The sequence below is a fragment of the Bradyrhizobium sp. 149 genome (assembly GCF_023073915.1).
GTDB lineage: Bacteria > Pseudomonadota > Alphaproteobacteria > Rhizobiales > Xanthobacteraceae > Bradyrhizobium.
In genome coordinates, this window is the sequence record NZ_JADPKK010000022.1 from 798,572 (window position 1) to 822,652 (window position 24,081).

17 protein-coding genes are annotated in these 24,081 nt (G+C 64.7%); 3 read left to right on the top strand and 14 right to left on the bottom strand.

All coding sequences use genetic code 11. From position 1 onward, the window contains the following. Positions 1–10: 10 nt before the first annotated feature. Positions 11–1,408, bottom strand: coding sequence for an efflux RND transporter periplasmic adaptor subunit (locus tag IVA88_RS21465; RefSeq protein WP_247499169.1), 1,398 nt, complete (start codon positions 1,406–1,408; stop codon positions 11–13). Next, positions 1,398–2,849 (bottom strand): efflux transporter outer membrane subunit, encoded by a 1,452-nt coding sequence (locus IVA88_RS21470; RefSeq protein ID WP_247500379.1) that lies wholly within the window; start codon positions 2,847–2,849, stop codon positions 1,398–1,400. The genes IVA88_RS21465 and IVA88_RS21470 overlap by 11 nt, the downstream gene beginning before the upstream one ends. 839 nt (positions 2,850–3,688) lie before the next feature. On the opposite strand from IVA88_RS21470, the gene IVA88_RS21475 reads away from it, so the two are divergent. Then, positions 3,689–4,723, top strand: a complete 1,035-nt coding sequence (locus IVA88_RS21475) for a cysteine synthase A (RefSeq protein WP_247499170.1) — start codon at positions 3,689–3,691, stop codon at positions 4,721–4,723. Between the two features lie 125 nt (positions 4,724–4,848). Here IVA88_RS21475 and IVA88_RS21480 read toward each other — a convergent pair whose 3' ends face one another. The 7 genes from IVA88_RS21480 to IVA88_RS21510 all read right to left on the bottom strand — a co-directional run bounded on the left by IVA88_RS21480 (position 4,849) and on the right by IVA88_RS21510 (position 14,684). Beyond that, the gene (locus IVA88_RS21480; protein ID WP_247499171.1) at positions 4,849–5,253 is read right to left on the bottom strand and encodes a hypothetical protein; all 405 of its coding nucleotides are present in this window, start codon (positions 5,251–5,253) and stop codon (positions 4,849–4,851) included. A gap of 130 nt (positions 5,254–5,383) precedes the next feature. Continuing rightward, positions 5,384–7,627: a tetratricopeptide repeat protein gene (locus tag IVA88_RS21485; RefSeq protein ID WP_247499172.1), complete on the bottom strand. Its 2,244-nt coding sequence runs from the start codon at positions 7,625–7,627 to the stop codon at positions 5,384–5,386. Between the two features lie 133 nt (positions 7,628–7,760). Continuing rightward, entirely contained in the window at positions 7,761–10,004 is a 2,244-nt protein-coding gene (locus tag IVA88_RS21490; protein WP_247499173.1) for a tetratricopeptide repeat protein, read from the bottom strand. A 166-nt stretch (positions 10,005–10,170) separates the two neighbouring features. Next, the gene (locus IVA88_RS21495) at positions 10,171–10,908 is read right to left on the bottom strand and encodes an amino acid ABC transporter ATP-binding protein (RefSeq protein WP_249811324.1); all 738 of its coding nucleotides are present in this window, start codon (positions 10,906–10,908) and stop codon (positions 10,171–10,173) included. A gap of 11 nt (positions 10,909–10,919) precedes the next feature. Beyond that, positions 10,920–12,440: an amino acid ABC transporter permease gene (locus IVA88_RS21500; protein ID WP_247499174.1), complete on the bottom strand. Its 1,521-nt coding sequence runs from the start codon at positions 12,438–12,440 to the stop codon at positions 10,920–10,922. After that, the gene (locus tag IVA88_RS21505; protein ID WP_247499175.1) at positions 12,437–13,642 is read right to left on the bottom strand and encodes an ABC transporter permease subunit; all 1,206 of its coding nucleotides are present in this window, start codon (positions 13,640–13,642) and stop codon (positions 12,437–12,439) included. Before IVA88_RS21505 ends, IVA88_RS21500 begins: the two co-directional genes overlap by 4 nt. 25 nt (positions 13,643–13,667) lie before the next feature. Then, a complete protein-coding gene (locus IVA88_RS21510; protein WP_247499176.1) occupies positions 13,668–14,684 on the bottom strand; it encodes an amino acid ABC transporter substrate-binding protein in 1,017 nt (338 codons plus the stop codon). 409 nt (positions 14,685–15,093) lie between these two features. On the opposite strand from IVA88_RS21510, the gene metC reads away from it, so the two are divergent. Both metC and IVA88_RS21520 read left to right on the top strand, forming a co-directional pair. After that, complete coding sequence (gene metC, locus IVA88_RS21515) at positions 15,094–16,278, top strand: cystathionine beta-lyase (RefSeq protein WP_247499177.1); 1,185 nt, start codon at positions 15,094–15,096, stop codon at positions 16,276–16,278. 176 nt (positions 16,279–16,454) lie between these two features. Beyond that, entirely contained in the window at positions 16,455–18,146 is a 1,692-nt protein-coding gene (locus tag IVA88_RS21520) for a Na/Pi cotransporter family protein (protein ID WP_247499178.1), read from the top strand. Positions 18,147–18,156: 10 nt separating this feature from the next. On the opposite strand, the gene IVA88_RS21525 is transcribed toward IVA88_RS21520, so the two are convergent. The 5 genes from IVA88_RS21525 to pbpC form a co-directional block, all read right to left on the bottom strand. Then, positions 18,157–18,495, bottom strand: a complete 339-nt coding sequence (locus IVA88_RS21525; protein ID WP_211395887.1) for a lipid-A-disaccharide synthase N-terminal domain-containing protein — start codon at positions 18,493–18,495, stop codon at positions 18,157–18,159. Further along, complete coding sequence (locus IVA88_RS21530) at positions 18,492–19,241, bottom strand: glycosyltransferase family 2 protein (RefSeq protein ID WP_249811326.1); 750 nt, start codon at positions 19,239–19,241, stop codon at positions 18,492–18,494. Before IVA88_RS21530 ends, IVA88_RS21525 begins: the two co-directional genes overlap by 4 nt. Positions 19,242–19,308: 67 nt before the next feature. Beyond that, positions 19,309–20,154: a phosphatase PAP2 family protein gene (locus IVA88_RS21535; RefSeq protein ID WP_247499180.1), complete on the bottom strand. Its 846-nt coding sequence runs from the start codon at positions 20,152–20,154 to the stop codon at positions 19,309–19,311. Between the two features lies 1 nt (position 20,155). Further along, on the bottom strand, positions 20,156–21,898 hold the full coding sequence (locus IVA88_RS21540) for a glycosyltransferase family 39 protein (protein WP_247499181.1): 1,743 nt from the start codon (positions 21,896–21,898) through the stop codon (positions 20,156–20,158). A gap of 50 nt (positions 21,899–21,948) precedes the next feature. Beyond that, positions 21,949–24,081, bottom strand: a complete 2,133-nt coding sequence (gene pbpC / locus IVA88_RS21545) for a penicillin-binding protein 1C (RefSeq protein WP_247499182.1) — start codon at positions 24,079–24,081, stop codon at positions 21,949–21,951.

The window sequence follows — 24,081 nt, forward strand, 5'->3', positions numbered from 1 at the left end:
GTTGTCGGGATCATGGCTGCTTGGCTCCACTTCCCGATGCTCCCGGCCCTGGTGCCGGTCCGGTCTGGCCCTTCTGGTCGCCTTCGCTGCTCTTGCGCTTGGCGCGGAACTCGCCGTCCTTATCTTGTCCGTCCTTCTGGCCGTCTTTTGCGCCATCCTTCTTCTGACCATCCGGCCCGCGCGAGCGCTTGCGCGGCGCGAGATCGGCCGACGGGGTCTGGTCGTCGCGGCCGACGACCACCTTGGAGCCGTCGGACAGATTGGCAAAGCCTGTGGTGACGACCTTGTCGGTCGCCGACAGGCCGCTGGCAATGACAGCGTCATGCTCGTTCTGCTGGGTCACCGTCACCGGCTTGGCCGAGACGACATTGTCCTCGCCGATCACATAGCTGAAGGTGCCGATCGGTCCGCGCTGCACGGCCGAGGTCGGCACCACCAGCGCCTGCGTCAAGGTCTCGACCTTGAGGCGGACATTGACGAACTGGCCGGGCCAGAGCTGGTAATTCGCGTTGGGGAATTCGGCCTTGAGCTTGAGCGTGCCGGTGGTCTGGTCGACCTGGTTGTCGATGCCGGTGAGCTTGCCGGTGTCGATCACGGTGAGGCCGTCATTGCCGAACACGTCGACCGCGAGCGTGCCCTTCGACGCGGCGGCGTTGACCCGCATGATCTGCTGCTGCGGCAGGCTGAACCACACCGCGATCGGCTGCAACTGCGTGATGACGACGAGGCCGGTGGTGTCGGAAGCGTGGATGATGTTGCCTTGATCGACCTGGCGCAGGCCGGCGCGGCCCGAAATCGGCGCCACGATCTTGGTGTAGCTCAGCGTCGCCGCCGCATTGTCGATCGCGGCCTGATCGGCCTTGACCAGCGCCTCGGTCTGCGCGACCAGCGCGCGCTGGGTGTCGGCCTGCTGCTTGGATCCGGCATTGGACGCTGCGAGCTGCTCGTAGCGTGTGAGGTCGATACGCTGGTTGGCGAGCTGGGCTTGGTCCTGCGCCTTCTTCGCAACGGCCTGATCGTACGTCGCCTGGTAGAGCGCCGGGTCGATCTCGCCGACCACGTCGCCTTTCTTGACGTCCTGTCCCTCGGTGAAATTGACCGCGATCAGCTTGCCGTCGACCTGCGAGCGCACGGTCACGGTGTTGAGTGCGCGGATCGCGCCGACGCCGTCGAGATAGACGGGAACGTCTTGGACCCGCGGGGTCGCCGCCAGCACTGGCACCGGCAGATCCGGCCGTTGATTGCGGCCGTTCGCCTGCTGCGGCTGCTGGTGCCAGGTGGTCCAGCCGTAGTAACCGAGCCCGCCGAGGATCGCCAGCGTGATCAGGGTCATGACGAAGCCGCGCCCGCGCGACTTCTTCGCCGTTCCCTCCTTCACGCCTTGCTTCGCATCCGGCTTAAAGAGCATTGACCGGTTTCTCCATCCTCGGCTCCCAGCCGCCGCCGAGCGCCTGATACAGGCTGACGATAGCAAGAAGCCGGGCAAGTTGGGCCTGCGACAGCGCGTCTTCCGCCTGGAACAGGGTCAATTGGGTATTGAGCACGGTCACGATGTCGGCGGTGCCGGCGCGCAGTTGTTGCTCCGAGAGATCGAAGGCGCGGCGCGAGGCGTTGAGGACATCGCGCTGCAATTGCAGCCTGATCGTGGTCTGCTTGATCGAGAAGAGCGCATTGTCAACGTCGGCAAACGACTGGATGATGGTCTTGCGGTAGGTCTGCAGCAGTTCATCCTGCCGCGCCTTGGCAAACTCGAAATTGCCGAGGATCCTGCCGCCGTCGAAGATCGGCTGCGTCGCGCTGCCGACGAGCTGGAAGAACGCCGCATGCGGCTGGAACAGTGAGACCAGCGCCGCGCTCTGATAGCCGCCATTGCCGGTGAGCTGGATGGTCGGAAAGAACTGCGCACGGGCATTGCCGACGTTCGCGGTCGCGGAGGCGAGCTGGGCCTCCTGCCGGCGGATGTCAGGCCGCTGCGTCAGGAGCTCCGACGGCAGGCCGGGTGTCACGCGGGGAATCGCAATCCGGTTCAGCGAGCCGCCAAGCACGCGCACGCTCTCCGGCGGACGCGACACCAACACGGCGAGCGCATTGACGTTCTGGTCGAGCGTCTGGCGCAGCGGCGGCACCAGCGCCTTCTGGTTCGCGAGCACGCTCTCCTGCTGCGCGACGTCGAGATCGGTGCCGGTGCCGGCCTTGCGCCGTTCCCTGACGGCATCGAGGATGCGCTGCGCGCTCGCGATGTTGCGCTGTGAGGTCCTGATGCGATCCTGCGAGGCCAGCACCTGGAAATAGGCGTTGGCGACGCCTGCAAGCGTGGTCAGCGCAACGACGTCGCGATCGAAGCGGTTGGCATTCGCCGTCTCTTCCGCTGTCTGGAGCGCGTCGCGGTTCTGCCCCCAGAAGTCGAGCTGGTAGCTCGCGCTCAGCGAAGCCTGATAGTTGACGACCTCACGGCCGCCATTGGTGAGCCCCGAGGCGGAGGAGCCGGACGTGCGCGAATAGGTCTCCTGCCCAGTGCCGGAAAGGCTCGGCAACAGCGCCGCACCCGCCTGCCGCGCCTGGGCGTCGGCCTCGACGATGCGCGAAACGGCGGCGGCGATATCGAGGTTGACGGTGTGCGCCTCCTCCATCAGTTGCGTCAGCTCCGCCGAGCGGAAGCCACGCCACCAATCCAGCGACGGCGGTGCATCGGCCTTGCCGGCATATTTGTACTGCGTGGGAACGTCGAGCGCCGGATCCGGAAGATCCTGCGTCAGCACGCAAGCGCCCGAGCCCGCGGCGAGGCCCAGCACCGCAAGCCAGCGTGCCGCACGTCGCGTCCGGGACGCGGAACCTGGAGACCGCCGCACGGCGATCGCAGGAACATCCTGTGTCACATCGAGCCCCCGCCCGGCAGATCGAGCCGCCGCCGCGCAGCCGGATTAGCCGATTCGCGGCGGCACAGTCGGGGGGCGTTGGACAACTCGTTCACAGTGGTGATGCTTCCTGGGCAACCTGATGCCCATACTAGCCGGGCACGAAACTGCGGGACAGTCCCGCGGTTGCGAGATGGCCGCCAAAGGACGACGATCCCAAAACCAAGAAAATACAAAAAACTGCTCTGCTGCAGTAGCTTTTTGGATTTCAGGGTCATTCCCGAGTGCGTTCAAGCTTACCAAGATTTCATGTGATATTGCCGCCACACCGACGCCCGTCCCTTCAATCCACCTGCACCGCTCGCGACGCGGCTTCAGCCCGGTCCCCAAACCGGGCCGGGCCACTCCCACGAGGTCGTCTATTGTCGAAGACGAACAGGCATTCGTCGTGCAGATATGTCTACCGCCTCCCGCGTACCCAACCGCATCCTTCGACGGCGCGACGGCGACGCGTCACGTCCAGTGGCGAAGGTCTGCTGACGACGGCGTTTATCTTCCAAGTCCTGGTCTTCCAAGTCCTGGTCTTCCAAGTGGTCTTCCAAGTCCTTGCCTTCCAAGTCCTTGCCTTCCAAGTCCTGGCAGAGGTTGGCCACATTCTCCTACCGATATCCCGCGACGTAGCACAGCAGCATCGGCGATCTCTCCTGCCAAAAATTTCACTGCTTCCGGGCACTTCCGCCGGTTTCGCCGCAGCGCAAAAGCCTTCCCCTTTGGCCTCCCAGGCACTAGGTTCTGGCCAACAAGATCAACCCCTTGGTAGCGATTTGCCTGACATGACCATTCGAAATGACGTTGTCGAAGCCATCGGCAACACTCCGCTGATCAAGCTCAAGCGCGCTTCCGAACTGACCGGCTGCACCATCCTCGGCAAGGCCGAGTTCATGAATCCCGGCCAGTCGGTGAAGGATCGCGCCGGCAAATGGATGATCCTGGAGGCCGAGAAGCGCGGCGAGCTCAAGCCCGGCGGTCTCGTGGTGGAAGCGACCGCCGGCAACACCGGCATCGGACTCGCGGTCGTCGCGAGTGCCCGCGGTTACCGCACGCTGATCGTGATCCCGGAGACGCAGAGCCAGGAGAAGAAGGATTTTCTGAAGCTGTGCGGCGCCGAGCTGCTGGAATCGCCGGCACTGCCCTATTCCAATCCGAACAGCTACCAGCATGTCGGCCGCCGACTTGCCGACGAGCTGCGCAAGACGGAGCCGAACGGCGTGCTGTTCGCCGATCAATGGAACAACCTCGACAATGCGAAGGCGCATTACGAGTCCACGGGTCCTGAGATCTGGGAGCAGACCGGCGGCAAGATCGACGGTTTCGTCTGCTCGGTCGGCAGCGGCGGCACGCTGGCCGGCATCAGCCGCTTCCTGAAAGAGAAGAACAAGGACGTCAGGATCGCCTGCGCCGATCCGCATGGCGCCGGCATGTATGAATACTTCAGAACAGGCGATGCGAAGGCAACGCCGGGCGGCTCGATCACCGAGGGCATCGGCCTCAACCGCGCGACCGCAATCGTCGAGAGCGCGAAGGTCGATGACGCCTATCTCATTCCCGATGCCGAAGCGGTCACAGTGATCTACGAGCTGCTCCAGCACGAAGGCCTGTGCCTTGGCGGCTCGACCGGCATCAACGTTGCCGGCGCGATGCGTCTCGCAAAGCAGCTCGGGCCCGGCAAGACGATCGTCACCGTGCTCTGCGATTCCGGCAGCCGTTACCAGTCGAAGCTGTTCAACGCCGACTTCATGCGCGCCAAGAGCCTTCCGGTGCCGGAATGGCTGGAGAAGCGCAGCAACATCAAGCTGCCGTTCGTCTAGCTCCAGGTCGGCCGCACCGATCCCTGCGACACCCGCGCGAGGCGCTCGTTCGATAGTGAGGGCTTGATCTCGCGCGTGCGCGGCGGGAGGGGAGTGCCGTAGGAGCCTTCGCTGCCGCCGCTCGGCTAGAACATGAGCGCGAGCATCAGCACGAGGTTGACGAGCGCGCCGACCGCCGTTGCCTGGTGCTCCTGCCCGATCGCCCAGGCCGGAAACCGGCCCGCGACGACATGGTCGACGATCATGAGCGCGATCCAGGCAGGAATCACGCAGACCGGATCCCAGCCGATGTCACGGATGCGCATCGATTGCAGCGTGAAGGTCGCAGCTCCGAAGAAGACGATCGCAGCGATGATCGCCCAGCTCTTCATGAGGTCTTCCGGCCGGATCGCGCTGGGCGAGGTGTTGCGCAGCACGGCCATCGCGATTCCAAAGCAGATCGCCGTCATCACGACCGCAAGCGCGACCGAGGCGAGGAAGAAATGCAATCGCCCGAGCCGGGGGTTCAAGCCGAAAACGAAACCGAGCATTGGCGCACCCTTTTGGCGCCATAAGCACAGAGATAGCTTTCGGAGCCATGAACCGGCGCGGCCGCGCGCCGGAGCGTGGTTTCCGGACGACTAAGCCGGCCTACGCAATTTTAGGCTTCGCCCGGCAGGGTCAGGCGCCCTCGTCGCCCTTCGAAGCCGAGGCACAATAGTCGCGCCAGAACTGGCGATAGCCTGCCTCGACGCTGCCCGTGTAGATTTTGACATTGCCGGCGGGCGAACTCGCGATCCGGGCCGGCAACTCCGCGCGCAGCTTCGCAAGATGTGCCGGCTGCGCCGCGTATTTGCAGGCGATCGCGGCATAGCCGTCGTCGTCCTCGGCGACCCAGTCATTGAGGTCGACGGCAGCCACGATAGAGCCGCCGGCGCGCGACGAGGCGCCGTTGCCGAGCTTGGCCACGACCGGGACGCCCGCATAGAGCGATTCCCAGGTGCTGACGCCACCATTTTGCGGGAACGTGTCGAGGGAAATATCGACATTCGCAAACGCCAACAGATGCTCGTGGCGCGGGGTCGAGCCCAGGCACGTGACATTCTCTTCGGCAATGCCCTGTGCCACGAACCGCGCGACCAGGCTGTCACGCAGCAAGGGATCGTCAAGCAGGGTATGCTTGATGATGATCTTTGATCCCGTCACCTCGCGCATCAGTTTCGACCACACGCGAATGGCCTCGTCCGAGATCTTGTAGATGCGGTTGAACACGCCGAAAGTCACATAGCCGTTGCGGAGCATGGGAAGCTCCGAAGGCGGCATGTCCAGGATGGGATCGGTCGTGATCAGGCACGGCAGATCATGAACCTTTTCGGTCAGCAGATGACGCGTCGATTCCGGAATAAAGATTGGATCCGCGAGCACATAGTCCATGGTCTGAAGGCCCGTACCGGTCGCATGTCCGAAGCCCGTGACCTGGATGGGAGCGGGCTTCCGTGCGAAGACAGGAAGCCTGTTGCCGGTCGTATGCCCGGACACGTCGATCAGGATATCGATCCCATCGGCTTGGATGCGGTCGGCCAGTTCGTCGTCCGACAGCTGCCAGACGTCGACCCAGACGTCCGCCATCGACTTGAACCTGGCGGTCATCTCATCCTGCGTCGGCCAACACGAATAGCAGACGATCTCGAACCTGGCGTGATCATGATGGCGCAGCACCGGCAACAGGCCGAATGCCGCCGAGTGGTACCAGAACTCGGCCGCGACATAGCCGACCACGATCCGCCGATCAGGATCGAGCTGCCGGGGTGAGAGCTTTCTTTGCGGCAGTCCGGCGCCGATTGCTTCCCCCCAATGTTTTCGCGCTGCCTGCTGGAGCGCGAAATCGGCCTCGGAGAGAAAGTCGAGCAAGTAGATCTTCCGCGCGATCAAGTCCGCATGATCAGGCGCGATTGCCAGCGCGGCGTCGAGATGCTCGATCGCGGATGCGATCTCTCCCTGCTGTGCAAGACAGGCGCTCAGCAGCGTCATCGCGATCGTGGAGCGTGGGTTAAGCTCGAGCAAGGTCGTGCAGGCCAGCATCGCCTGCACCGTATTCCCTGCGTTGAGCGAGACTTTCGCCTTCCCCTCCAACGCCACCTCGAGCTTGGGCGAAAGCGCAAGTGCCGCATCGAAATCCGCGGCCGCCTGTTCCAACCGCGACAGCTCGAGATGAAGCCGTCCGCGGTGCGCCAGGGCCTTGGCCGAATTGGGCCTGATCGCGAGCGCGGCTGCGAGCGCGGCTTCCGCATCACCGTAGTGCCTGAGGTCGACACTGACCGTGCCTTTGCCGATAAGCGCTTCCGCGTGGCGGGGCTGAAACAACAAGGCGCGCTCGAAACTTTGTTTGGCGCTGCCAAACCTGTGCAGCGCCAACTCGGCAATGCCACGATTGCAAAGCGCGTCGGCATAGTCCGGCTTCAGCCGAATGGCGCGATCGTACAGTTCGATGGCCTGTTCGGGCAGGCTCATATGCAGCAAGGTATTGCCAAGGCTGGTCAGCGCCAGCACAAAATTCGGCTTCAGCGCGATCGCCTTCTCCTGACAGGCGCGGGCCGCCTCAAGGTGCCCGAGGTCCGAGTGCACGGTCGCGAGATTGTTATAGGCCTCATGCGAGCGCGGATCGATCGCGATCGCGCGCTCGAGCAGCTGTCGCGCCTCCTCGATGCTCCCGCCATGGCGCGCGCACAGGCCTAGCAGGTGCGTGGCGTCGAAATGATCGGGAACAGCTTGCAGTATCTGACGGCAGAGCGCATCCGTCTCGGCATATCGGCGCTGGTCGTAGGCGCTCGCCGCCGCGGTGATAACGGCATCCGCCTGCTTCTTCAATTTCTTCTGCAATCGCGCGTTCTGGAATGCGCGCGCGCCGGCGCCGCTGCTTTGCAAGATGTCTCTCCAGAGGATGGCCCGTGGCGAGTCTAACTGATTCGCGCGTCAAGCCGGCCGCTCGGAGGGCCTCCGGGACATCCCGGGGCTCACCCCGGGATCTGGCCGCGGAATGACCTGGCGCCTGCCCCGCCTATGCAGCGCCGCCGCCTTCCGCGGCAGCAGCGCAATAGTCTCGCCAGAACTGGCGGTAACCCGCTTCGAGCTCGCGCGTGTAGATCTCGACATTGCCGGCGGGCGAGGCTGCGATTTGCGCCGGCAGCCCTGCGCGCAACTTCGCCAGATACCCGGGCTGCGAGGCAAACTTGCGGGCGATCTCGACGTAGCCATCGTCGTCCTCGGCGACCCAGTCGCCGAGGCCGACGGCGGTCACGATGGAGGCGCCGGCACGCGAGGAGGCTCCGATGCCGAGCTTGGCGACGACGGGAACGCCCTTGTAGAGGGATTCCCAGGTGCTGATGCCACCATTTTGCGGGAACGTGTCGAGGGAAATATCGATGTTGCCAAAGGCCATCAGGTGATCGTCGCGTGAGGTGGTGCCGAGGCACGTGATGTCCTCCTCCGCAATGCCCTGCGCGATGAAGCGTGCGACCAGGCTGTGGCGCAGCAGCTGATCATCGAGCAAACCATGCTTGAGGATGATCTTCGATCCCGGCAGTTCCCGCATGATGCGCGACCACACGCGGATCGCATCATCCGAGATCTTGTAGATGCGGTTGAACACGCCGAATGTGACGTAGCCGTTGCGGAGCATCGGCAGATCGGGCGGCTGCAGATTGGTGACGGGCTCTATTGTGATCAGGCACGGCAGATCGTGGATCTTTTCGGCAAACAAATGCCGGACCGACGGTGGAATGAAAATGGGGTCGGCGAGCACATAGTCCATGGTCGGCATGCCCGTGCCCGTCGCGTGTCCGAAGCCCGTGGCCTGGACCGGAGCCGGCTTCCGCGCGAAACACTGCAGCCGGTTGCCGGTCGTGTGGCCCGAAACGTCGATCAGGATGTCGACATTGTCGGCCTGGATACGATCGGCGAGCTCGTCGTCCGAGAGCCCCCAGGCATCGACCCAGACGTCCGCCAATGATTTGAACATGGCGGTGTACTCGTCCGCGCCCGGCCAGGAGTAGTAGCAGATGACTTCAAATTGGGTGTGATCATGCTGGCGCAGCACCGGCAGCAGCGTCAGCCCCGCGGAGTGCTGTCGGAATTCGGCAGCGACATAGCCGACCACGATCCGCTTGTCCGGATCCAGCGGCCGCTTCGGCAGCTCCCTTCGCGGCTGCTTGGAGCCGATCTGGTCCCACCACGTCTTTCGCACCGCCTGCTGGACGACGAAATCAGCCTCGGCGCGGTAGTCCTCCAGGAAGATCTTTCCTCTGATCGCATCTCCATAATCCGGCCGGACCGCCAGCGCGCGATCGAGATATTCGATCGCGACGTCCATGTCCCCCTGGTTCGAATAAGAGAAGCCCATCAGCGCCAGCCCCATCTCGGAGCGTGGATTTTGCTCGATCAGGGCCGTCGCGGCTGCCATGGCCTGCGCGGTCTTTCCCATCACGAGGCAGGTCTGAGCCTTGCCCCGGAGCGCCAGTTCGAGCTTGGGCGAGATCGCAAGCGCGGCCTCGAAATCCGCGAGCGCCGGCTCCAGGCGCTGCAGTTCGTAACTGAGCCGCCCGCGCTGGGCCAGGATTCGCGGCGAGCCGGGCTTGATCGCCAGCGCCATGGCAAGCTTCGCCGCCGCCTCGTCGTGGTGCCGCAGCTCCATGCTGACCATGCCGCTGCCGACGATGGCCTCGGCGTGGCGGGGCTGAAACAGCAGGGCGCGGTCGAAGCTTTCCTTGGCGCGCATGATCTGTCCAAGCACAATCTCGACCATGCCGCGATTGCAGAACGCATCGGCATAGTCCGGCTTGATCTTGATGGCGCGCTCGTGCAGCTCGAGCGCCTGTTCGTACTGGCCCAGATGCATCAGCGTATTGCCGAGATTGGTCAGCGCGACCGCGAAATTCGGCTTCAGCGCGATGGCCCTCTCCTGGCACCGCCGCGCCTCCTCGTAATTGCCGAGGTCGAAATGCACGGTCGCGAGGTTGTTGTGGGCATCGTGCAGGCGCGGATCCAGCGCAATCACGCGCTCGAGCAGCTGTTGCGCCTCCTCGAGGCGCCGGCCGTCATGCGCGCACATGCCGAGCAGGTGCATGGCGTCGACATGATCCGGAAGCGCTTTCAGGATCTCACGGCAGAGCGCCTCGGTCTCCGCATATCGGCCCTGACCATAGGCGGCAGCCGCGGCGGAGAGGACGGCATCCGCCTGCTTTATCAATTTCTTCTGCAATCGCGCGTTCTGGAATGCGCGCGCGCCGCCGCCACTGCTCTGCAAGGTGTGTCTCCGGAGGATGGTCCGGGCAGAGTCTAGCTGATTCGCAAGCCTGACCGGCCGGTCAGCTGGCGCGGTGATACCCCGGGATTTCCCGGAGCTCAGCGGCCCGGCGCTGCCGGCCTGCTACGCAACGTCGCCACCTTCCGCAGCCAACGCACAATAGCGCTCAGCGCAGGATCTGGCTCAAGAACAGTTTTGTGCGGGCGTGCTGCGGGGCCGCGAAGAACTCGTTGGGTGTGTTGGCTTCGATGATCTGGCCGGCGTCCATGAACACCACGCGGTTGGCGACCTCGCGGGCAAAGCCCATCTCGTGGGTTACGACCAGCATGGTCATGCCCTCCTCGGCGAGGTCGACCATGGTGTCCAGCACCTCCTTGACCATTTCGGGGTCGAGCGCCGAGGTCGGCTCGTCGAACAGCATCACCTTCGGGTTCATCGTCAGCGCGCGGGCGATCGCGACGCGCTGCTGCTGCCCGCCGGACATCTGTCCCGGAAACTTGTTGGCCTGGTGCGGGATCTTGACCCGCTCCAGAAACTTCATCGCCGCCGCCTCGGCGTCCCTCTTGGGGATGTTGCGCACCCAGATCGGCGCCAGCGTGCAATTGTCCAGCACGGTCAGGTGCGGGAACAGGTTGAAGCTCTGGAACACCATGCCGACTTCGCGCCGCACGGCATCGACGTGCTTCAGGTTCGGCCCGAGCTCGATGCCGTCAACGACGATCTCGCCCTCCTGAAATTCCTCCAGCGCATTGATGCAGCGGATCAGCGTCGACTTGCCCGAGCCGGAGGGGCCGCAGATCACGATGCGCTCGCCTTTCGCGACCGCAAGGTCGATGTCGCGCAGCACGTGAAACTCGCCGTACCATTTGTTCAGGCCGGAAATCTTGACGATGGGGTCGGACATGGTGAGCTCGATCAGTTGCGGCGGTGAGCGTTGAGGCGATGCTCGACGAAGAGCGAGTAGCGTGACATTCCAAAGCAGAAGATGAAGTAGATGATCCCGGCGAAAGCGAACCCGGTGAACGCGGTCGAGGGCGACGACCATTTCGGATCCGAGAACGACGCCCGAAGCGAGCCCAGGAGATCGAACAGCGCCACGATCGAAACCAGCGACGTGTCCTTGAACAGCGAGATGAAGCTGTTGACGAGGTTCGGAATGACATGGCGGAGCGCCTGCGGCAGTACGATCAGCGAGGTCGTCTTCCACCAGGACAGTCCCAATGCCGCAGCCGCCTCGCCCTGCCCGCGCGGGATCGCAGCCAGCCCGCCGCGGACGTTCTCGGCCTGATAGGCGCCCGTAAACAGCGAAATGCCGATCAGCGCACGCACGAGACCATCAACCGTGAAATTGCCCGGCAGAAACAGCGGCAGCATGTAGGTGGCGAAGAACAGCACGGTGATCAGCGGCACGCCGCGCCAGAACTCGATGAAGGCGATCGAGAAGATTCGGATCAGCGGAATGGTCGAGCGGCGGCCAAGCGCCAGCGCAATGCCGATCGGCAGCGAGGTGACGATGCCGGTGACGGAGACCACCAGCGTCACCAGAAGTCCGCCCCACAGGTTCGTCTGCACGATCGGCAGTCCGCCGTGATCGAGCCCCATCAACTTGATCACGATTGCGATGGCGACGAAAGTGGCGATGCTGGATGCCAGGGCCCGCCCGCCGGTGCGGACGCCGCCACCGAGAACGAAGGCGATCAGGGAGACGATCGCGGCCGTGATGGCGAAATCGGCCCAGACCGACTGGCCCGTCCCCTGGAGCTGGTCGCGCAACCAGGTCAGCGGAAAGATCAGCCAGGAGATCGCGGTACCGACCAGCACGATCAAATTGCCGACGACCCACAACAGCGGAGCAGCAGCAGAGGTCTTGGCGAGACTGAGCAGCGCCTGTCCCGCGCCGATGATGCTGTCGTCGAATAATTGCAGCAGGTCAGCCGTCCAGCTCAGGCCGAATCCCTTGATGCCGCCACCATGCAGCAGAAAGAATGCAACCAATGGAAACGCGAAGAAGAACAGGCCGGCGTTCAGGCCTTTCGACGGCAGCCGCGGAATGAGCAACGGCAACAACAGGAGCACGGCGAGGACGAGCGTGAGGTTGACCCGCCAGCGTTCGGCTTCGGGGTAGAAGCCGTAGATCAGTTGCGGCAGCTTGGCCTGGATGTAGGGCCAGCAGGCACCGACCACAAAGCCGGCGTTCTCGGCGAGGCAGGCCGTGCGATCCTTGCCGGTCCAGACTGCATCCACCACGAGAAACTTGACGGAAGGAATGATGGTGAACCAGAGCAGCAAGGCGCCGATGATCGTGAGCAGGATGTTGGTCGGCGAGTTAAACAGGCGGGTCCGCACCAGGCCGATGAAGCCCGTGGTCTTCACCGGCGCGGGACGCTCATTGAGAAGGTCCTGGCGGACGAAGCTGGACGAGGCGATATCGCTCATGCGCCGAGACTCCGGCTGACGCGCCAACCGTAGACGCTCATGACGGCACTGGTGATCAGCGAGATCAGGAGATAGACGCCCATCGTCATGGCGATGATCTCGATGGCCTGTCCGGTCTGGCTTAGCGACGTGCCGGCGAACACGGAGACGAGGTCAGGATAGCCGATCGCGACGGCCAGCGACGAATTCTTGGTGAGATTGAGATACTGATTGGTCAGCGGCGGAACGATGACGCGCATTGCCTGCGGCACCACGATCAGGCGGAGCGTGGTGCCGCGGCTCAGGCCCAGCGACGCTCCCGCCTCCATCTGTCCGCTGTGGACGGAGAGAATGCCCGCGCGCACGATCTCGGCGATGAAGGCGGCGGTATAGGTCGACAAGGCCAACGTGAGCGCCACGAACTCGGGGATGATCCGCGAGCCGCCGGCGAAATTGAAGCCCTTGAGCTGCGGCAGCTCGAAGGTGAAGGGCAAACCTGATACCAGCATGGTGATGAGCGGCAGCCCGAACAGCAGGCCCAGCACATAAGGCCAGATCCGGATCATCTGGCCCCGCTGGAACAGCGCCCGGCGCGCATAGATGCGCAGCGCCAGCGACGCCACCATGCCGAACGCCAGCACCGCAAGAAACGCCTCGAAGCCGCTCTCGCCGATCGGGCGGGGAATGACGAGACCGCGATTGCTGACGAAGGCGATGCCGAGCAGCGAAATGCTCTGCCGCGGATTGGGCAAAGCCGCGAGCACTGCCAGGTACCAGAACAGGATCTGGAACAGCAGCGGCAGGTTTCGGATGATCTCGACATAGATCTCGCCGACGCGCGCGAGCAGCCAGTTGGGCGACAGCCGGCACAGCGCGACGATGAAGCCGATCACGGTGGCAAAGAAGATGCCCACCACCGAGACCACGAGCGTGTTGAGGAGCCCGACCAGGAACACGCGCAGGAACGTGTCCGAGCCGGTATACGGGATCAGCGTCTGATTGACGTCGAAACCGGCGTTGTTTCCGAGAAAGCCGAAGCCGGCGGCAATGTGCTGGTTCTCGAGGTTGGCGCGGGCGTTGGAGACGATTTCATAGGCGATCCAGCCCAGGATCGCAGCGAAGGCAAACTGGACGGCGATGCCGTTCCAGCCTGTCTTGCCGCCCAGCACGCGCCTGATCTTCAGCGCGATCTGGGGCGGCGGTTTGCGGGCTTCGGTGCTCATCGCCGCGAGCGCGGGTCAGGCGGTATCAGCGGATCGGCGGCGCGTACTGGAGACCGCCCTTGTTCCAGAGATTGTTGAGACCCCGATTGATGGCGAGCGGCGAACCCGCGCCGACATTGCGGTCGAACACTTCGCCGTAATTGCCGACGGCCTTCACGATGCGCACCACCCAGTCCTTGCTCAAGCCGAGCTGTTCACCGAAATTGCCGTCGGTGCCGAGGACGCGCTTCATCTCCGGATTTTCCAGCTTCGCTTTCTCATCGACGTTCTTGGCGGTCACGCCGAGCTCTTCGGTGGTGATCAGGGCAAACAGCGTCCACTTCACGATGTCGAACCACTGGTCGTCGCCGTGGCGCACCATCGGTCCGAGCGGCTCCTTCGAGATGATTTCCGGGAGCACCATGTGATCACCGGGATTGGCAAGCTTCAGACGGTTGGCGTACAGGCCCGACTGGTCGGTGGTGAAGACGTCGCAGCGCCCCGCCTCGTAGGCCTTGACCGTTTCGTCGTTGGTGCCGAATGCGATCACCTCGTACTTCATGTTGTTGGCCTTGAAGTAGTCGGCGAGATTCTGCTCGGTGGTGGTGCCGGTCTGGACGCAGACCGAGGCGCTGTTGAGCTCAAGCGCCGAGTTCACCTTGAGCGACTTCTTCACCATGAAACCCTGTCCGTCATAATAGGTCACGCCGGTGAAGTTGGCGCCGAGCGAGGTGTCGCGCGAAATGGTCCAGGTGGTGTTGCGCGACAGCACATCGACTTCGCCGGATTGCAGCGCCGTGAAGCGGTCCTTCGCGGACAGCGGCACGTACTTGACCTTGGTCGGATCGTTGAAGATCGCCCCGGCGATCGCGCGGCAGACGTCGACGTCGAGCCCGGTCCAGTTGCCCTTGTCGTCCGGCGAGGAGAAGCCGGGCAGGCCCTGACTGACGCCGCAGGACAGCATGCCCCGGTCCTTGACGGTCTTGAGCGTTTGCGCATCGGCGGCTTGGGCAGTCAAGCCGGCGGCGACAGCGAGAGTGAGAGCCAGGGTTACGCGTTTCATGGGCTTTAGGCCTTTCAAAGTCGTCTCAAGGTCGGGAACGTGGTCTTTGGGATCGTCTCTGCCAGGGCTAGCCGCATCAAGACCAGCCTTGCAAGAGTCGTGCTGGAAACAGTCGTGCTGGAAACCTTGCCAAACACCCGCCGATCCCGGGAGGCCCTACCTTAATCCCCGCCGAAAGGCGCCCGCCGTCACGGCTGTGGCGCAAGGTCCGGTCAGGCGATGGATCGAAGGTCGCAGCAGGCCCCTCAACATGCGGCGACTGAGTAGCACCTGCGATAACAGAACGACTGGCGTGCCGGGTCAAGGGGTTGACGGGACTCTTCTGTGTTCTGTTATTAACAACAGCGGCCTTTCGGCCAGCCCGCGGGCGCAGCGCGCCCGGCGGAAACGCCGTTTTGAAAGCAGACGCATGGATTCCTCGCACCCCCAAGAGCAGCACGCCGAGACCCGGCTGGTCACCTCCGGCCGCGACACCAAGGCGCAGAAGGGGTTCGTCAATCCGCCGGTCTTCCACGGCTCCACGGTGCTCTATCCGACTGCCGAGGACCTGCACGCCCATCGCGGCGAGTTCACCTATGGCCGTCACGGTTCCCCCACCACCAAGGCGTTCCAGGAGACCCTGATGGCGCTGGAGGGGCCGCAATGCGCCGGCGTCGGCATCGTGCCGTCGGGGCTGTCGGCGATCTCCACCACCCTGCTCTCGGTGCTGAAAACCGGCGATCACATCCTGGTCTGTGACAACGTCTATCGGCCCACGCGCAATTTCTGCAACGGCATGCTCACCCGCTACGGCGTCGAGACCACCTACTTCGATCCGATGATCGGCGCCGCCGTCGACAAGCTGTTCAGGCCCAACACAAGCGCGGTGCTGGTCGAGGCGCCCGGCTCGCAGTCCTTCGAGATGCCCGACATCCGCGTCATCGCCCAGGTCGCACATGCGCGCGGCGCGCTCGTCATCGACGACAACACCTGGGCGACGCCGCTCTATCACCGCTCGCTCGAACAGGGCGTCGACATCAGCATGCAGGCCGCCACCAAATATATCGGCGGTCATTCCGACATCATGTTCGGCACCATCTCGGCCAATGCCAGAGCCTGGCCGCAGATCGCCGAAGGCATCCGCCTGCTCGGCGTCTGCGCCGGTCCCGATGACGTCTTTTTGGCGCTGCGCGGCCTGCGCACGCTGTCGGTGCGGCTGGCGCAGCATCATCGCTCCGGGCTCGACATGGCACGCTGGCTTGCGAGCCGTCCCGAGGTGGCGCGCGTGCTGCATCCGGCGTTGGAGACCGATCCGGGCCATGCGATCTGGAAGCGCGACTTCACTGGCGCCTCCGGCCTGTTCAGCATCGTCTTGAAGCCGGCACCGCAGAAGGCGGTCGACACCATGCTCGACACGCTAAAGCTGTTCGGCATGGGCTTTTCCTGGGGTGGCTTCGAGAGCCTCGCGATTCCGTTCGATTGCGACGCCTATCGCACAGCCACGAAATGGTCGCCCGGCGGTCCGACGCTGCGTCTGCACATCGGGCTCGAAAGCGTCGATGACCTCAAGGCCGACCTCGATCGCGGCTTCGCTGCCCTCAAGGCAGCAATGTGAGCCTGCTCACAAGGCATCGCGCCTCGGGGCGCGGCAACCGCGCTGGCGGACGCTCCAACGCGCGACGCAGGAACGTGCAGAAGCCGCAAACGTTAACGCCGACGCGCCAACAAATGGTTTGATCCCCCGTCGTTTGGCGCTAGCCTCACCACTCGACTCCAATCCGGACTCGGAGCATGGGAACGTTGGTACTGCTCGATCTGATGGGCGGCGTGGCGCTGTTGCTGTGGGGCCTGCACATGGTCCACAGCGGGATTCTGCGCGCCTTTGGCCCTGACCTGCGACGGCTGCTCGGCAAGGCGCTTGGTAACCGCTTCAACGCGTTTGCCGCCGGTCTCGGGCTGACGGCGCTTCTTCAGAGCAGCACCGCGACCGCGCTGCTCACGAGCTCGTTCGCAGCCGAGGGCCTGCTCAGCCTGGTCACCGCGCTCGCCATCATGCTCGGCGCCAATGTCGGCACGACGTTGATCGTGCAGGTGCTGTCGTTCAACATCGCCGCCGTCGCGCCGGTCTTGTTCGTGCTCGGACTGGTCGCCTTCCGAGTGGGTCCGCGCTCGCGGATCAAGGATGTCGGCCGTGTCTTGATCGGTCTCGGACTGATGCTGCTGTCGCTGCACATCCTGCTCGACACCCTAGCGCCGGCCGAGAATGCGCCGGGCGTTCGCGTCGTGATGTCTTCCATTACGGCCGATCCCGTTCTGTGCATCGTGATTGCAGCGCTCGTCACGTGGGCGGTGCATTCGAGCGTCGCCAGCGTGCTGCTGATCATGTCGCTGGCCTATTCGCAGTTCATCTCGCCTTACGCGGCTTTGGCAATGGTGCTTGGTGCCAATCTCGGCAGTGCCATCAATCCCGTGTTCGAGGGCGCCAAGCGCGACGATCCCGCGAGCTATCGCCTGCCGGTGGGCAATCTCATCAACCGGGTGGTCGGAATCGTTCTGGTCCTGCCTTTCCTGAGCGCCATCGCCCAGCATATGCACGCCTGGCAGCCGGATCTCGCCAGGATGACGGCGGCGTTTCATATCGCCTTCAACGTCGGAACGGCCGTCATCTTCATCGGCCTGCTCGATACCATGTCGCGCCTGTTGACCCGTCTCCTGCCCGATCGTGTTCAGGAGGCCGATCCGGCCCGGCCGCGCTATCTCGACGAGACCGCGCTGGAGTCGCCGTCGCTGGCGCTTGCCGACGCGGCGCGTGAGGTCTTACGCATGGGCGATCTCGTCGAGATCATGCTGCGCAAGGTGATGGCGGCGATGATGAGCGGCGACCGCGCGCTGGTCGACCAGGTCTCGAAGATGGACAACATCGTCGATGGCCTCGACGAAGCCATCAAGCTCTACGTGACGAAACTGATGCGGGGCAGCCTCGACGAGAGCGAGGGCCGGCGCGCGATGGAGATCATCTCCTTCGCCATCAATCTCGAACATATCGGCGACATCATCGACAAGAGTCTGAGCGAGCTCGCGACCAAGAAGATCAAGCGCCGCTTTCAGTTCTCGCCCGAGGGCGCCGAGGAGCTGGCCGCCTTTCACAAGCGCACGATGGATTCGCTGCGCATCGCTTTCGGCGTCTTCATGTCGGGCGACGCCAACGAGGCCCGCAAGCTGCTGGTGGAGAAGACGGCACTGCGCAACACCGAGCTTGCCGCCGTGGAACGCCACCTCGACCGCCTGCGCGAGGGCCGCCCCGAGACCATCGAAACCACGTCGCTGCATCTCGACGTGCTGCGGGACCTGCGCCGTATCCACTCGCATATCTGCTCGGTCGCCTATCCCGTGCTCGACGCGGCCGGCGAACCTTATCGCAGGCACGAGGCGGATACCGCCGCCCTGCCCGCGTCGGGCGCGGCGTCGGCGTTGCCGCGCTAGTCGCCCCGGATCAGCGCTCCAGCGTCCTTGAGCCGCGGCTGCGGTTCTTCACGATCAGCATGATGTTGCGGATATAGATGATGGTCGCGAGCGCCTGACCGAGGATGATGACGGGCTCGCGCTTGACGACGCCATAGACCAGCGTCATCAACCCGCCGCCCATGGAGCAGAACCAGAACGCCATCGGCACCACGCTGTTGCCGGCGCGCTCGCTCGCGATCCATTGCACGAGAAAGCGGGCGGTGAAGAACAGCTGCGCGACGAGGCCGAACGCCAGCCAGAAATCGAACTTGGCGACGAAGACGTCGTAGAAATAGTTGCTCAGCGCCTGACCGTATTGGATGATCATGCCTGCACCTCAGTCACATCTGGCGTCGGCTTCTTGCGGCGGATCAGCCACCACACGCCGACGAGATCCATGATGCCGATCCACAGCCGGTCGAAGAAACCGTAGTTTGACACGCCGGAGCGGCGCGGCCGGTCGATCACGTCGACATAGGCGATCTCATAGCCCTCGCGGCGCACCAGCGCCGGCAGGAAGCGATGCAGCCCGTCGAAATAGGGCATCATCAGGAACACCTCGCGCCGGAACGCCTTCAGGCCGCAGCCGGTGTCGCGCGTACCGTCCTTCAGGATCGCGTTGCGAACGCCGTTGGCGACGCGCGACTGGAATTTCTTGAAGCCGGTATCCTTGCGGCCGACGCGTTGTCCCGCGGCAAGTCCGACCCTGCTTCCGTTCTCGACGGCCGCGATCAGGTCCGGCAGGAAAGCCGGATTGTTCTGGCCGTCGCCGTCGAGCGTCGCCACGATCGCGCCGCGTGCCGCACGCACGCCGCTGCGCACCGCCGCGGATTGACCGCCTGATTTGGCATGGCGGAGCTGTCGCAGATTGTCCCGCTGCTTCATGACCGCGCCGAGCCGTTCGCCGGTCGCATCCGTCGAGCCGTCATTGACGTAGATGATCTCATAGGCCCAGCGGCCGTCGAGCGCCGCACCGATCTCCTCGATCAGCGGCACGATGTTGTCGGCTTCGTTGCGCACGGGAACGACAATGGAAACCGAGGGCTGGGAAACCGAAGGCTGGGGCGACGACAAATCGAAAGCTCGTGGTTGGAAGTGGCCTGCCCTTTGGAGAACCGGCGGTCCCGGCAGGCAGCCGCTTTTATGGGGCGGATGCGCCGTGGGCAACCCTTTTGAGGCGGCCCGAGACCGCCCCCGCAAGAGGCACAATGGTGCCGTCGGCACGGATGGCAAAGCCGAGCCTGCGGGCGGCGAACCAGTAGCGCACCGCCATGGCGCCGACCATGCCGACCAGGGCGCCGGCCACCACGTCGCTCGGGTGATGCGCGAGCAGCACCAGCCGCGTCAGCAGGATCACGATCGCGTAAGTGAACATGAACACGCGCAGGCGCGGCCACAGCGCCGAGACCGCAAACGCCAATGCGAACGCAGTCACCGCATGACCCGAGGGCAGGCTGGCATAAGCCCCCGTCCCCTCGAACGGGATGAAGTTGAACGGGTTGGCCTTGCCGCCGACGAACGGTCGTCCGCGCCCGATGAGATATTTCAGGATCTCGGCGATGAACGCGGACAGCGCAACAGACAGAAACATGAACTGCAGCCGCGTGCCGACGCCGAGCAGCAACGTGCGGCTTGTGCCGTGCAATCCCGCTGCAACGAGCGCCAGGACCACCAGCGCACCTCCGAGCACCGAGAGCACATACTCGTCCTTGCCGAAATCGGTGAGGATGCGGATCGGCCACAGGCCGGGCGTGCCACGCGCCGGCATCAGCTGGATCTCGGTCAGATCGAACGCCAGCATCAGCACGATGACCAGGGCCGCGCCTGCCGCACTGAGCCACAGCGAATGCCGCGCCAGCCTTCGCGCGGCCTCGGCGCGGCGCGAATGCGAGGGCGTGCGCACGAGCTGCGCCAGGGCGCGCCCCGACAAGGCGAGCAATTGCGCGGGATAGCTCGCGCGCGGCGCGATGTCCGTTGGCGCCGACATCCTATTCGGTGCCTTCCGAGCGGAAGATCGAGATCGAGATCGCACGCCCTTGCGAGAAGTTATAGCCGTCGATGCGCGTGCCAACCTTGTAGCGCAGCCCGATCGCCTCGGCGCGCTGCACGAAGCCGCGCTCCGAACGCTGCTCGATCAGCGCGAAACGGCAGCTCCCCTGCCCCAGGAAATCCGCAGCACCCGAGCCGTCGGTGAGCAGCGTCTGCGTACCGGTCAGGAAGACGAGGCTCGGCTCGTGATAGCCGGCGGCGGCCGCCTTCGGGCCGATGCAGGTGACGTTGCGAAGCGCGCGTGCGATCTCGATGCTCGGAAACAGCGGCGTCAGCGACGGCAGCACGATGCCGTAGACCGTCACCGCAAGCATCAGGGCTGCGACCAGCGCGTTGAGCAGCGAGCGCTCTGCGTGGTTATTGTCGTGAAGCCACCAGGCAAACAGGCCGAAGATCAGGGAGGCCGCGATGAACGGCCAGGCCACGAAAGCAGGCTGCCGCGTCAGCATCACCGCGCCGACAACGGCGATGATCGAGCCGGCCACGGGGATCGCGAACCACCAGGCCGAGCCGCGCATCAGCCAGGACCACGACAGCACGCGCCGCTCGAGCGCACCCGCGGTGAGGATCGCGATCGCGGGGTACAGCGGCAGCACGTAATGCGGCAGCTTGGTCAGCACGACCTCGAACACGATCCAGGACGGAACCAGCCAGGCCAGCAGGAATTGCGCGCCGGGCTCGCGCCGCGCGCGCCAGACCGCGGGCGCTGCCATCGCCGCGAGCGGCGCGCCGGGCCAGAACGTGATCCAGAACAGCGCCAGATACAGTCCAGGCGGCGCGCCATGGGATTCCTGGGCCCCTAACTTGCTCAGCATGTCGCCGCCGACCGAATCGGCGAAGAAGGCATCGCCCGCGCGCCAGAAGATCGCGACGAACCAGGGTAGCACCAGCACCAGCATCCACATCAGGCCCCAGAGCGGGCGCAGCTTCCATAGCCAGGAGGAATCGCGGTCCTGTATCGCGAGCGCGACGATGGTCAGGCCTGCGAACATCAGGATCAGCGGGCCCTTGATCAGGATGCCGACGGCGAGAGCTGTCCAGAAGATCGCGGGCCAGGTCCAAGGCGGATGGGTCTCGTCCTCGGCACGCTGCCAGGACAGATAAGCGCGCGCCATCGCGCCCATCGCAGCGACCACGCAGAACAGCAGCATCGCGTCGGTTTTCGCCAGCCGCGCCTCGACGCCGAGCAGCACGGAGGCGCACATCAGAAGTGCTGCGAGCACAGCGGCGCGGCGCGTGACGAAGCCGAGCGCCGCCCAATAAGTCATGAGCACGGCCCCGATGGCGCCGATCAGCGACGGCAGCCGGTACACCCAGATCCGCAACTCAGCCTTCGGCAGCTTGAGCGCCGAGGCAGCTTCAACCGCCGCCGATTGCAGCCAGTAGATCCCGACCGGCTTCTTGTAGCGGACGTCCTCCTGGAAACGGATGTCGACATAATCGCCGCTCTCGACCATTTGCTTGGTCGCTTGCGCAAAGCGGGCCTCGTCGCGGTCGACGGGCGGAATCGTGAAGAAGCCCGGCAGGAACAGCAGCAACGCGCACAGCAGCAGGAAGCCGACCGCCCGGGCATGGCTGGCCGTGGCGTAATCGAGCACGAGCACGAGCCGGCTGCCCGGATTTGCGGGCGCTTTCGGCTCGCGGGGAGCTCCAAAACGTGGGCTGGGATAGGTCTCGGCCATTGGTTCCGCTTACGCTGAAACCGTCATTCCGACAACCGCTTGAGGCAGGGTCATTGAATTCGAATGACAACTGTGTCCGCGGCGCCCGTGGCATCGATGACTGTCAGCCGCGCAAAGCCCGGACCGGGCGGATCGATCAGCCGCTGGCGCCGTCCGTCGATCTCGCCGAGCGCTGTTCCGTTAACCATGACGGTCATGGGCAAGACGCCGCCCGCGACCTTGACCGGCATGGCTGCGCCCCCCTCGCCACCCGAGCGATCGACGTCGATCCGCGAGCCGTTCAACGGGAACTGGATGTGCAGGGCCTGTTCGCCTCCGGCCCGCACGAGATCCCCGAGCGGGCGGAACCGCCTCAAAGGCAACGGCAGCTTGGCGTTGCTGGCGACCAGGGTTCCCTTCGGTGGCCTCGGCAACGGGACGAGCGTCTTGCCGCTTCGGGCGAAGGCGTCGAACAGGATGGGCGCGGCGGCGACGCGACCGATCAGGCCCGGAACCGGTGCGCCGTCGGGCCGGCCGACCCACACACCAATAGTCATGCGGCCGTCGAAGCCCATCGACCAGGCGTCGCGGTAGCCGTAGGAAGTGCCGGTCTTGAAGGCGATGCGGTTGTGAGCCGCGTTCTCCGGCGGCGGCGTGCCGAGCAGCACATTGCCGACCTGCCAGGCCGCGACCTGATCGAGCAGCCGCAGCGACTCGCGGTCGTCTTTGTCAGTCATGATCTCACGCAGCGGCTTGGTGGTGCCGAGCCGGGCGAAGCCCGCATAGAGCTGGGCGAGGTCCTGCAACGTTACGCCGACGCCGCCAAGGCCCATGGCAAGCCCCGGCGCCTCGTCCTTGGGGAGAACCAGATTGCCGCCGGCCTGGCGCAGCCGCGATGTCAGCCGGCTCGCGCCGACGCGATCGAGCAGGACGATCGCGGGCACGTTGAGCGACAGCTGCAGCGCCTTCTTCACCGGCACCGTGCCCTGGAACGTCATGTCGAAATTTTCCGGCGCGTAGGAGCCGAAGCGGACCGGGCGGTCATCGATCAAACTGTCGGGGTGAACGAAGCCGTCCTCGAAGGCGAGCCCGTAGATGAAGGGCTTCAGCGTCGAGCCCGGCGAGCGGATGGCGCGGGTCATGTCGACCTGCCCTGCCCGGCGCTCGTCGAAATAATCCGCCGAGCCGACACGGGCGAGCACGTCGCCGCTCTCATTGTCGACGACGATGATGCCGACCGAGATGTTTTGCCCCAACGCAATGGCGCGGTCGCGCGCCAGCGGCTCCAGCACCTTCTGGAGGTTGGCATCGAGCGTCAGCTTGATGACGGGCGTGTCCTTGACCGTCGCAAGCGCCGCATCGGAAGCGTGCGGCGCCAGGATCGGCATCGGCTTGCGCAGCTTGGGCACCGGCACGGCCTTGGCCTGCACCGCATCGTCGAGGCTGATCTGATGCTCCTCGACCATGCGGTCGAGCACGCGGTCACGCGCTTTGCGCGCCGCATCGGGATAGCGGTCGAGCCTCCGGGTCTCCGGCGATTGCGGCAGCGCGACCAGCAGCGCGGCTTCAGCCAGCGACAACCGCTTCGGCTCCTTGCCGAGATAGGCGATCGAGGCCGCGCGGATGCCTTCGAGGTTGCCGCCGTAAGGCGCGAGCGCCAGATAGAGGTCGAGGATCTGCTCCTTGCTCAAGCTGCGCTCGATCTCGATCGCACGAACCATCTGCCGCAGCTTCGCATAGAGCGAGCGCTGCCGCCGCGGCTCCATGAGCCGCGCGAGTTGCATTGAGATGGTGGAGCCGCCCGAGACGATGTGGCCGCGCGTCGCAAGCTGAAACGCAGCGCGCCCCAGCGCCAGCGGGTCGATGCCGTCGTGCACGTAAAAGCGCTGGTCCTCATAGGCGAGCAGCAGCTTGAGATAGGTCGGATCGATGTTCACCTTTGTCTCGACTGGCAGCCGCCAGCGCCCGTCCGCCATCGCATAGGCGCGCAGCAGCTTGCCGTTGCGATCGACGATGGTGGTGGAGACCTGGCGGGCTTCGTCGAAAGGCAGCGGGCCGAGGGAGTAGACCCAGGCGACGAAGGCGCCAACGGCGAGGATGAGCGTGAGCGCGAGGCCAGAGAGGAGGCGATGGCCCCAGCCCCTCACTCCGTCGTGGCCGGGCTTGCCCCGGCCATCCAACTGGTCTCTCACCACATCGCTCAT